The organism is Pseudomonas sp. 05T35, assembly GCF_056396605.1.
Map to the genome: position 1 here is coordinate 1 of NZ_JBFTLU010000105.1, position 11,272 is coordinate 11,272.

Here is an 11,272-nt window from a genome sequence, read left to right on the forward strand (position 1 = left end):
GGGACGCCTTGCTGGCTGATATCGACTTCGTGCCGATTACCAGCGTGGCCCAGGCCGCCGATGTGCTGCGGGTGATTTCCGGGCCGACTTCGCCGTTGAAAAAACTGCTGGTGGCGGTGGCGAAGGAAACCGACCTGCAACAGGAAGAACGCCTGCTGGCCGCCAAGGGTGCGCCGGTGGAAGGCGGGGTCGACAAGCTCAAGGAGCGCCTGGGCACCTTGCTCGGCCATGAGCAGGCGACGCAAAACACACCTGAGACCAGTGACGATCCAGTTACCGCGCATTTTGTCGAACTCAACCGCATCGTCAGCAAGAACGAAGGCGAGCCGGCGGCCATCGATGGCCTGTTGGCCGACATGAACGCCCTGTATGTGCAGGTCAGCGCCATGGTCGGCGCCAGCGGCGACGCCTTGCTCGGCGAAGCCAAGAACCAGGCCGCGGCTGCCGCGACACGGGTCAGTCTCAACGCCGAGCGTCAACCGGCGTTGGTGCAGGGCCTGGTCAAGTCGGTGGTCAACGCCACCACCAACACCATGATGGGTGGAGTCCGCAATCAACTGAACGCAGCCTGGACCAGCGAAGTGCTGAACATCTATCGCCAGTCCCTGGCCGGGCGTTATCCGATGTCGCCGGGAAGTGCACGGGACGCGACCCTCGACGATTTCGGTCAGTTCTTCGGTGTGGGCGGGGTGATGGACAACTACTTCCGAAAATACCTGCAGCCGTATGTGGATACCTCGACCCAGGCCTGGCGCTGGCAACCGGGCGCCGCACAGAAGCTCGGCATCGCCCCGGGCGTGCTGCAGACCTTCCAGCGGGCAGCGACCATCCGGGATGCATTTTTCCGTTCCGGCGGCACCCAGCCGATGGTGCGCTTCGAACTCAAGCCCGTGGCGATGGACGCCAGCATCACCCAGTTTTTACTTGACCTCGATGGCCAGCAATTGAGCTACGACCACGGCCCGAGTCGTCCGACCGCCATGCAATGGCCCAACGCTGGCAGCATTGGCGTGGTGCGGATCTCGATCATGCCGCCCACGGCCAGCGGTCGGTCCGGCATCACCCTGGACGGYCCCTGGGCCTGGTTCCGCCTGCTCGAGCAATCGGACCTGACCGCCGGCAACTCGCCGGATCGCTTCAACCTGCGGCTGCGGGTCGACGGCGCCAGCGCCTCTTACGAGCTGCGGGCCAACAGCGCCTTCAACCCGTTCAAGAGCCGTGTGCTCAGTGGTTTCAGCCTGCCGGAGCGGTTATGAGCACGCCGGGTTTCTATGGAAAGTTGGCCAGTCGCGGGGACTTTGTCAGCCGTGGCTTGCCGCAGAGTTTTATTGGCCCCTGGGATTCATGGCTGGCGGCGGGTTTGCTCGCCAGCCAGAGCCTCGGCGACCGTTGGCTGAATGCCTATCTGGTCAGTCCGCTATGGCGCTTTATGGTCGCGCCCGGTGTGTGTGGGCCGCAGGCCGCCGTGGGGGTGGTGATGCCGAGCGTCGATCGGGTTGGCCGATATTTTCCGCTGACCGTTGCGGTGCTGCTGGATCACGACGCTGATCCAGCGTCAGTGATCGGCGGTTCGGATGCCTGGTTTGAACAGGTCGAGCAATTGATGTTGAGCACCCTGAGCGTGGAGGCGAGCTTCGAAGCCTTCGGTGCAGGGCTGGAGACGCTGGGTAGCCCGGCGTACCTGCGGCGCACCCGGAGCAGCCGTTTTGCCGGTCTGCACCGCTTTGATGTCACCGATCCGCAGGCGCGAATGACCGCCCTCGCCGAACAGGCCTGCGAAGGGGCCAGTGTGTGGTGGGGCCAGGGTTCGGAGCGCATCGCGCCCGGTTTATTGCGGTGCCAGGGCCTGCCGGCCGCCGCTGATTTTGCGCAATTTTTGCTCGGCCAAGAAGGTGTTGTGTAGATGTGTTCAAGCGTTGGAAGGATCCTCAAGTCTGCAAGCAAAAGCCATGTCGGCATGGTCCGCCAGGTTAACGAAGACGCTTGCCTGGACCTGCCGCAAAAAGGCCTGTGGGTGGTCGCCGATGGCATGGGCGGGCACGCGGCGGGCGACTACGTCAGCAGTCTGATTGTCGACAGCGTGCGCAGCATTGCCGTGGGCCGATCGCTGGACGAGTACGCCGCGGCGCTGAAAAACGACTTGCTGCGGGTCAACGCCGCCGTGCGTGAAGAAACCGCCAACCGAGGCGTGACCATGATGGGCAGCACTGTGGTGTTGCTGGCGACGCGTGACTTGCGCGGGGTGTGTCTGTGGGCAGGCGACAGCCGCTTGTATCGCCTGCGTGACGGCCTGCTCGAAGGCATCTCGCGGGACCACAGTTACGTTCAGGACTTGCAGGACAGCGGCCTGCTCAGCGAAGCCGAAGCCCGGGTGCATCCACGGGCCAATATTGTCACCCGCGCCATCGGGGTCGATGCGCAACTGGACTTGGCGATGGTCGAGCTGCTGTTGATGCCCGGCGACAGTTACCTGTTGTGCAGCGACGGGCTGAACAAGACCGTCGAGGACCATGAGATCGCCGAGGTACTGAACCACGACGAGCCCGGAGAAATCGCCAGCAGCCTGGTGTCCCTGGGCCTGATGCGTGGCGGTCCGGACAACATCACCGTCATCGTCGTGAAGGTGCCTTCATGAACCTCACTGCGAACATGTTGATCCCAGGCTACGACATCGACGGTGAAATCGGCGAAGGCGCCATGGCCAGTGTTTACCTGGCGACCCAGCGCTCGCTGGAGCGCAAGGTGGCGTTGAAGGTCATGGCCGCTGCGCTGGCAGCCGACCCGAGTTTCTGCGAGCGCTTCCTGCGCGAAGGCAAAACCCTGGCGCGCCTGTCTCACCCGCATACGGTCACCATCCATGACATCGGCAATGTCGGTGAGCTGTATTACATGGCCATGGAATACCTGCCCAACGGCACGCTCAAGGAGCGCATCGCCGCCGGCCTGACGCCGGAGCAGGGCCTGATCTACGTCCGCCAGATCGCCTCGGCGCTGGGCTATGCCCATGGGCTGGGGCTGGTTCATCGCGACGTCAAACCGGCGAACATTCTGTTCCGCGCCGATGGCACAGCGGTGCTCTCGGACTTCGGCATCGCCAAGTCGCTGGACGACCGCACCCAGTTCACCCAAGCGGGTTTCGCCGTTGGCACGCCCAGCTACATGAGCCCGGAACAGGCGCGCGGCCAGGACATTGACGGCCGGGCTGATCTTTATGCCCTGGGCGTGGTGCTCTACGAAATTCTCGTCGGCAAACTGCCGTATACCGGCAACGACGCGCTCTCTACGGCCCTGGCGCATTTGACCGAACCGCTGCCGGAGCTGCCGGTGCACCACGGCCGTTATCAAGAGGTGCTGCGCAAGCTGCTGRCCAAGGATCCGGCCGAGCGTTTCCCGGATGCAAAGGCGTTGTTGCAGGCGCTGGATAATCTGCCCAGGGAATCGGTTGAAGCAACCACAATCCGGCCGTTGCCCCTTCCGGTGAGCAATGACCTGGCGGGGCTGACGCCGGTGTCCATCGACATTCCGACCAGCCCCGCGCAGCCACAACCTCAAGCCAGGCCTGTTGCGGCGACGGTGAAGTCGACGCCGCACCCCCCGGCTTCGGAGCAGCGCAAGGGGCCGGTGTTCGCGCTTGCCGCCGTTGCGGTAGCCGTGGTATTGGCCTTGGGCGGCGCAGGTTATTGGTGGTTGTCTGGTGACGTCGAAGCAGATGCCAGGACGCCGGTTGTTTCAGTGCCACCGGCCAACACGACACCGGCAGTGGTTGCACCAGAGCCACCCGTAAAGACCCCTGTGGTGACACAAGTCGATGACGGTCAGCGTCCGCTTTTGATGGCCGGCAAAAAAACGTTGTTCCAGCGAGTGCTCAGCAAGCCGGGGGCCAAACTCGCCGCTGAACCAGGGGCCACACCTGGCAAGGCCTTGCCGGCGTTTTCCGTGCTGTACGTCTATCAGCGCAAAGAGGTTGCCGGCAGCCCGTGGCTGCGCGTTGGCACCGCCACCGACGGGCGCAGTGATGGCTGGTTGTCGGCCGAGCAAGTCAGCGACTGGAAGCAAAGCCTGGTGCTCAAATTCACCGAGCGTTCTGGCCGTGCGCCGGTGATGTTCCTGCGTCAGCCCGGTGAAGTAGAGCGGTTGCTGGCCGATCCGCAGGCTGCAAAAAACCTGTTGCTCAAGGCCCAGCAGAACCACGAAGACAATCAGCAAGTGCTGGCCCTGGAACCGGCCGCCAGCGCGGTGCCGCAAAACCAGTTCTACCTGTTGCCGATCTTCGATTCGCGCGAGAGTTTCGATGAAAACGGCCAGCCGGTGCAGTTGCTGAACGTGGCGTCCATCGACCCCGGCAATGCACCGAAGACCACTGCCGGCAACACCCCGATCAGTGCCGCCAATGCCGACGCGTTTCGCACCGCCGTGGTGTTGGTCGTCGACACCACCGTGTCCATGCAGCCCTACATCGATCAGGTCCGCGACGTGGTACACCAACTGCAAACCCACATCGCCGAGCGCGGCGATCTGGACAGTGTCAGCTTCGGCCTGGTGGGGTTTCGCAACAGCATCAAGAAAACCCCGGGCCTGGAATACGTCGCTAAAACCTTGATCACCCTGGAACAGGGTCGCGACCCACAGCGCTTCATGGACTTGGCGCGGCAGGTCAAGGCGACCACGGTCTCGAGCCATTCGTTCAACGAAGATGCGTTTGCCGGTGTGATGGAAGCGGTCGAGGGCATGGACTGGTCCGGTTATGGTGGGCGCTTAATTCTGTTGGTCACCGATGCTGGCGCCCTGCGCAAGAACGACCCGTATGCCTCCACACAAATGAACGAGGCCGAAGTACGTCAGGCTGCGCTAGGCAAGCAGATCAAGATCTACGCCTTGCACTTGCTCAGCGACGCAGGCAAGAAAACCCACGCCGGTGCGCAAAGCCAATATCGCACCCTGACCGCCGACGCCAACCCGCAGATCGGCGACCTGTACATTCCGGTACCGGGCGCCGATGTGCGCAAGTTGGGTGAGCGGGTGGACGAGATCGGTTCGGTGTTTGCCGACCTGGTGCATCAGGTGCGCAATAACACGCCGCAAACCGTGCCGCTGCTGAGCGCCGCGCCGAGCCTGACCGACAAATCGGCAGCCGTCGGCTACGCGATGCACATGGACTTCCTGGGGCGTAAAGCCGCCAGCCAGGCGCCACAACTGGTCAGCGCCTGGACCGCCGACCGCGACCTGACCAACCCGACCCTGCCGGCGTTCCAGGTGTGCGTGATGCTGACCAAGCTGCAGCTCAACGACTTGCAGCAATCGCTGAAACTGATCGTCGATGCTGCCCGCAAGACCCAGACCTCGCCGAAGAATTTCTTCCAGGAAATCGCCAGTGCCAGTGCCTACATGAGCCGCGATCCTTCGGCCTTGCGCAAGGGCGGCAACCTGGCCGATGGCGGGGTTCTGGGTGAGTACCTGGAAGGGCTGCCCTACCGCAGCAAGTCGTTGAACATGACCCAGGATTTGTGGCTGTCCCTGAGCGTGGYCGAGCAGGAAGACTTTATCGACGAACTGGACTCAAAAATCCGCCTCTACGAAACCTTCCATAACGACTTGGCCAACTGGGTGCGTTTCGGCGATGCCGAACCGGGTGATGCCTTGTACCGCGTTCCGTTGTCGACGCTGCCGTGATGCTGAACATGAGCGCGGTGCACAAAAGCCGGGGCGCTGGCAGCCAGCGCTACAGCCTGGTGATTCCACGGTTGCAACTGCGTGCCGGTGAACAACTGGCGGTGGTCGGTCCCAGTGGCTGCGGCAAAAGCACGTTGCTCGATTTGCTCGCGCTGGTGCTGGCTCCGGACCAGGCCGGGCAGTTTGATTTTGCGTCCGGCCAAACCACGACGGACATWGCCGGGCTGTGGCGCGCAGCTGCGCAAAGCGCCTTGGCGGACCTGCGCAGCCGGCACTTGGGCTACGTGCTGCAAACCGGTGGTCTGCTGGATTTTCTGGACGTGCGCGGCAACATCGACCTGTCGCGCCAACTGCTCGGCTTGAAAGACGACGGCAGCGTGGATCGTCTGGCCGGGGCGTTGGATATCACTGAACAATTGGGCAAAAGACCGCGCGACTTGTCCGTCGGCCAACGGCAGCGGGTGAGTTGCGCCCGCGCCCTGGCACATGGGCCGCGCCTGTTGTTGGCCGATGAACCGACCGCTGCCCTCGATCCACTCAACGCGGAACGTGTGATGCAGTTACTGGTAACCCAGGCTCGTGAACACAGCGTGTGCTGCGTCGTTGCCACCCACGACGAGGCACTGGCCCGCGCCAGCGGTTTGCAGGTGCGACGCATCAGTTGTCATCGCGACGTCGATGGCGGTGTTACCGCCACCCTCGGGGAGGCTTGCTGATGCGTGGCGCGCTGATGGCTTCCCTGGCTTGGCAGGATTACCGCAACAATGCGTGGCTGTCGGCCTGTTCGGTACTGGCGCTGGTGGCGGTGGTTGCGCCGCTGCTGGTGCTGTTCGGCTTGAAATTCGGCCTGGTCAGCAGTTTGACCGAGCGCCTGGAAAACGACCCGGCCACCCGGGAAATCATTCCCTTGGGTGGTGGCCGATTCAGTGCCGCGTTTATCGAACAGTTGAGCCGGCGCAGTGACGTGGCGTTCGCCTTGCCACGCACCCGGCAGATTGCCGCGACGGCGGATCTGAGCGCTGACGTTTCGACGGTGACCGTCGAAATGATCCCCACCGCCGCCAACGATCCCTTGCTTGGCAGTCTGCCGATGCCGCAAGGGCTGGATCAAGTGCTGCTGAGCCAGACCGCCGCCGAAAAACTCGGGGTCAAGGCTGGTGATTGGCTGCAGGCCAGTTTCGGTCGGCAGGTGGCCGGGCGTGGCGAGGCGCAGCGCACTCGTGTTCAGGTGCTGCATGTGCTGCCGCTGGAAGCCTTCGCCCGGGAAGGATTGTTCGCGCCATTGACGTTACTGGAAGCGGCTGAAGATTACCGGGACGGCCGCGCCGTGCCTGTGTTTGGTTGGCCAGGTGTTGCGGTGGGTGTGACGGAGCAGCGGGTGTATCCGGCGTTTCGCCTGTACGCCCGCAGCCTCAATGATGTCGAGCCGCTGCGCCAGTACTTCGCTGCACAGAACCTGCTGGTCTCGACCCAGGCCCAGGCCATCGCCCAGGTGCAATCGCTGAGCCGCAACCTGTCGATCGTGTTCTGGATCATCGCCGGATTGGCCTTGGCGGGAGCGTTCGCGGCGATTTTTGCCGGGGCGCTGGCGGCGGTCGAGCGTAAGCGTCGAGAGTTGTCGGTGTTGCGTCTGCTGGGATTTTCCACGGCGGCGTTGCTGTTGTTTGTGGTGATACAGGCACTGTACAGCGCCGGCTTTGCCGCCCTGTTGAGCGTCGGGCTGTATGGCCTGGCGCAATCGGGCCTGAACCAACTATTTGTGCAGATGCCGGGTGAGTACGCCAGCCATCTGCTGGCGCGTCACTACGCGTTGGCCCTGGCGGCAGTGTTCGGCGTCAGCGCCGTGGCGGCGCTCTGTGGTGGCTGGCGAGTGGCGCGTATCCAGGCGTGTGAAGGAATCCGAGATGTATAAGTTACTGGGCGCCGCCATGGCGCTGAGCCTGGCCGGCATGGTCTGGGCTGATGAAGGCACCGACAAACTGGACAACCCCAAGCCGTTGCCCGATGACGTCAGCCTGCCGTTGCCGTGCGAAGGGCAGATGGTGTTCCGTTATGTCTACATCCTGGCCCAGGGCAGTCTGGACGATCGCGAGATCAGTCTCGGCTACCCGTTCAGCGAAGGCGAGGCCGGTTATCAGCAGTCGTTCATATCCGGTTATCGCCGGGACTTCATCAATGGCCAGTTCACCCTTAACGATCTGCCCAAGGACTGGAGCAAGAGCATCACCCCATTGATGCCCAAGACCGACGCCAACACTCCGCTCAAACCGATGCTCTACTTCATCGGTAAATACGAAGTCACCGCCCGCCAATACGCTCAAGTCATGGCCCAGGCACAATCGTTGGCTAGCGGCGAGCCGGCGCCGGCCTGCGAGGCGTTGCAGGCTGAAATTCCGCAAGGCATGGCCGGGCGTTTGCCCAAGGTGAAGCTGTCGCGATTCGAGGCTGAACGCTTCTCGGCGGTGTACAGCGCCTGGCTGATGAAATACCACAAAGACCTGCTGCCGGTGAGCGGTCGCGGCACCTCGGCAGAGGAGGGCGGGCTGGGTTTTGTGCGCTTGCCGACCGAAGTCGAATGGGAGTTCGCTGCCCGGGGCGGGCAAGCCGTCAGCCGTCAGGATCTGGAAGGGCGCCTGTTTCCCCGCCGTCTGCAGGGCAGCGAAAGCGACGGGCCACTGGCGGACTGGGCGGTCTTCAATCAGGTCGCCGGCGGCACCGGCCAGGCTGCGCGGCTGATGCCGATCGGTACCAAATTGCCCAACCCCATCGGTTTGTTCGACGTGATCGGCAACGCCGCCGAGATGGTCCAGGAGTCCTTCCAGCTCGTGCATGCCGGACGCCGTCAGGGCACCTATGGCGGCTTCGTGGTCAAGGGCGGCAATTATCTGGAAGGCGAGGGCACCTTGTTCACCGGGATGCGTCGCGAGTATCCGCTGTTCGCCGCCGACGGCACCGAGCAAAACAACGAAACCACCGGCTTCCGGGTCGCGATTGGCGCGTTGTCGGCGCCCCGTTCGCGCTACAAGGAACTGTTTGCCCAATGGCAGAAAGAAGGCCGGCTGGCTTCGCTGACCGATGCCATCGACGACGCCCAGGACCCGACCAAACGCCTGGACAGCATCATTGCCGTCAGCGTCGATCCGCGTCTGCAAGCCGAGTTGGGGCTGGTCAACGAAGAGCTCAAGCGCAACGTCTCGCTCATCGCCCAACAGCGCGAGGAGGCGGCCGGCAACCTGATCCAGTCGGCGGCCCTGGTGGCCGAGACCATCAACAACTACAACATTCGCCTGACCAATCTGCACAAGAGCCGTCAGCAGGCCGTGGATGCCAAGGACGAGGCCAGCGCCAAGCTGTTCGCCATGGCTATCGACAACGGCCGCAGCGCGCTGGATGGCGCGGTGGCGATCTACATCGACAACCTGGCGACTGGCACGCGCTACACCGATGCCGTGATCCAGGCGCAGTTTCAACGCATCAAGGAAGAGTTGGAGCGCAAGCCGGTACTGGGCAAAAGCCTGGTGGCGCGCGCGACGTTATTCGTTCGCCATGTCGGTGATTATCGTCAGCAACGACGAGCCGACCCGGCGGCGATATTGAAGGAATTGCTCGCATCGAACGATCAGCGGTCTTGATCGTTTGTTGTACAGCGAGCTTTGGAAGGGACTCAGACGGCGGTGGGCTGTGCTGAGCGGGTCAAACCTTAAAAGAGAACATCACTATGCTTTCCTCTCGTAAACCTTTTGCCTCAGTTTCCAAGCGTCATTTGCTGCTGATTGCCGTCGGCTTCAGCACCGTACTGACCGGTTGCGCCACGTCGCCGACCTCCAAGGTCGCCTCGAGCACCAAGGTCGAGTACTACCCGAACTGCTACGAGCCAGTGCAGCACCTGCGTGCCACCGATTCGAACATGACCAAGTCGGTCGTCACCGGCGCGGCCGTCGGCGCTGTCGGCGGTGCACTGTTGGGCGCCCTGACCGATTCCCAGAACCGTGGCCGCAATGCCGCCATCGGTGCAGCGGGCGGTGCCTTGGCGGGCGGCGCGGTCGGTTACTACAACGAGCGCCAGAAGCAGATCGCCGATGACAACCAGCGCATCGCCTCCTACGCCTCCGACGTCAATAAACGCGCCRCCGACATCGACCGCAGCACCGCGTACGCCAAGGCGTCCCAGCAGTGCTACCAGAGCGCGTTCACCAAACTGGTCGCTGACCGCAAAGCCAAAACCGTCAATGACATCGAGGGCCGCAAGCGCCTGGCAGAAATTGTTTCTGGCCTCAAAGAGTCCAACGACCTGATCGTCGCGGTGAACGGTAAAGCCAGCGAAGACCTGAACAACTACACCCAGGCCTACGAAAAAGACCTGCAGCAGGTTGGCGTGCAGCGCACCGACGTCGTCACCGTGGCGACCGCCGAAACCACGCCGGCCGTGACCCCGACCAAGGGCAAAAAAGCAGTGAAACCGGCGAAAAAACCGGTACTGCCTACCGTGCCGAAAGAAGCGGTCACCACCGAGAAAACCCTGCAGACGGCACAAGCCAAACAGGCCGAAAGCAAGCAAGTCGCCAGCGCAGGCACCACTCAGGTCAACAGCATGTGCAAAAACCCGGACCTGGGCGACTGGGCACCGGTACCTTGCCCGAACGTTTGATTGAGTTTTTGTAGGGCCTTGAGCATCCCCACGTGTTGCGTGGGGATGATCTTGGCGCTATGCGTCGCCATCTCCTGCGCTGGCAAGTGATCCAGCGCTTGCTTCACCAGTAACTGCGGGTTATCCGCCATTCTGTTGGGCGCTAATTTACATATCTACCAGCTTCCATAGGGGATGCCGAATTTTTCGATGTAGGCTTTGGATTCTTCAGACAGGGGCCGATGTTTTCCATTGGACGTGCCCCCGTAGGGGCCTTCGGGGTTAATAGTGCCTTGTACGCGGGTGACCTCGGTTGCCTTCAGACAAGGGCCACCCAAATACACTTTGGCGATACCGCCAGGTACTAGGCCAACTATAAGTCTGCTTCGATAATCCGTTATCCATTTGCCATCAGCGCCACAAAAAGCTCTTTCACCCTTGAGCATGGTAGTTCGAGCCGACTCTGGAATTTCGATGTACGCTTCATAGGTCTGCGGTTCGGCCAGCGACTGCCAGCGTACGTAGACCAAGCGGGGTAGATCAGCACCAGTAACGCGTCGGCCACTGCCCGTTGGGTGTTCAGGCCATCCTTTGGGTTTGCCAAGAAACTTCTCAGGTATCCCTTTGCTGAGCGCGCGGGGATAACCCGTAGACACTCCTCCGCTACCTGCGCCGCGGAACACGCGTCCATTGATATCCACGACATCCGCCGTTTCAATCCAGACCTCCATGTAAGGTCGGCCAAAGAAATTAAGACTCCACGCGTCATAAGGCAGTGACTGACCAAGGCCCGTGGTGCATCCCCCCAAGAGCAACGCCAATAACATTGCAACACTCGCTTTAACTGCGGGTGAGTTCTTAAACATTGGGATGTACCACTCGCCTATGATTTTCGGCGGGCCGATTGATGAACACGATGTCCAGATCGCTGTTGTTGAAGCCTTTGACGGCGTTCCAGTGCGCGGAGAGATGGAT

The 11,272-nt window shown here is 62.2% G+C and carries 9 protein-coding genes; 8 read left to right on the plus strand and 1 reads right to left on the minus strand.

The genetic code is table 11. From position 1 onward, the window contains the following. The 8 genes from tssM to tagQ all read left to right on the plus strand — a co-directional run. Positions 1-1,256, plus strand: a 1,256-nt coding sequence (gene tssM / locus AC1DH9_RS10945) for a type VI secretion system membrane subunit TssM (RefSeq protein ID WP_477808159.1), incomplete at its 5' end; no start/stop codon positions are given. Then, positions 1,253-1,903 carry a type VI secretion system-associated protein TagF gene (gene tagF, locus AC1DH9_RS10950; RefSeq protein WP_427545453.1) on the plus strand — a complete coding sequence of 217 codons (651 nt, stop codon included), beginning with the start codon at positions 1,253-1,255 and terminating at the stop codon, positions 1,901-1,903. The genes tssM and tagF, both read left to right, overlap by 4 nt. Beyond that, positions 1,904-2,635, plus strand: a complete 732-nt coding sequence (locus AC1DH9_RS10955; RefSeq protein WP_427545451.1) for a PP2C family protein-serine/threonine phosphatase — start codon at positions 1,904-1,906, stop codon at positions 2,633-2,635. It begins immediately after the preceding gene. Further along, complete coding sequence (locus tag AC1DH9_RS10960) at positions 2,632-5,670, plus strand: serine/threonine-protein kinase (protein ID WP_477808160.1); 3,039 nt, start codon at positions 2,632-2,634, stop codon at positions 5,668-5,670. Before AC1DH9_RS10955 ends, AC1DH9_RS10960 begins: the two co-directional genes overlap by 4 nt. Then, positions 5,670-6,386, plus strand: coding sequence for an ABC transporter ATP-binding protein (locus tag AC1DH9_RS10965; RefSeq protein ID WP_427545494.1), 717 nt, complete (start codon positions 5,670-5,672; stop codon positions 6,384-6,386). Before AC1DH9_RS10960 ends, AC1DH9_RS10965 begins: the two co-directional genes overlap by 1 nt. After that, positions 6,386-7,582, plus strand: coding sequence for an ABC transporter permease (locus AC1DH9_RS10970; protein WP_427545447.1), 1,197 nt, complete (start codon positions 6,386-6,388; stop codon positions 7,580-7,582). The genes AC1DH9_RS10965 and AC1DH9_RS10970 overlap by 1 nt, the downstream gene beginning before the upstream one ends. Further along, complete coding sequence (locus AC1DH9_RS10975; protein WP_427545445.1) at positions 7,575-9,302, plus strand: formylglycine-generating enzyme family protein; 1,728 nt, start codon at positions 7,575-7,577, stop codon at positions 9,300-9,302. Before AC1DH9_RS10970 ends, AC1DH9_RS10975 begins: the two co-directional genes overlap by 8 nt. Before the next feature lie 86 nt (positions 9,303-9,388). Continuing rightward, positions 9,389-10,318, plus strand: a complete 930-nt coding sequence (tagQ, locus tag AC1DH9_RS10980; RefSeq protein WP_477808161.1) for a type VI secretion system-associated lipoprotein TagQ — start codon at positions 9,389-9,391, stop codon at positions 10,316-10,318. A gap of 155 nt (positions 10,319-10,473) precedes the next feature. Here tagQ and AC1DH9_RS10985 read toward each other — a convergent pair whose 3' ends face one another. Beyond that, positions 10,474-11,163 carry a DUF2931 family protein gene (locus AC1DH9_RS10985; protein ID WP_427545441.1) on the minus strand — a complete coding sequence of 230 codons (690 nt, stop codon included), beginning with the start codon at positions 11,161-11,163 and terminating at the stop codon, positions 10,474-10,476. Positions 11,164-11,272 lie beyond the last annotated feature (109 nt).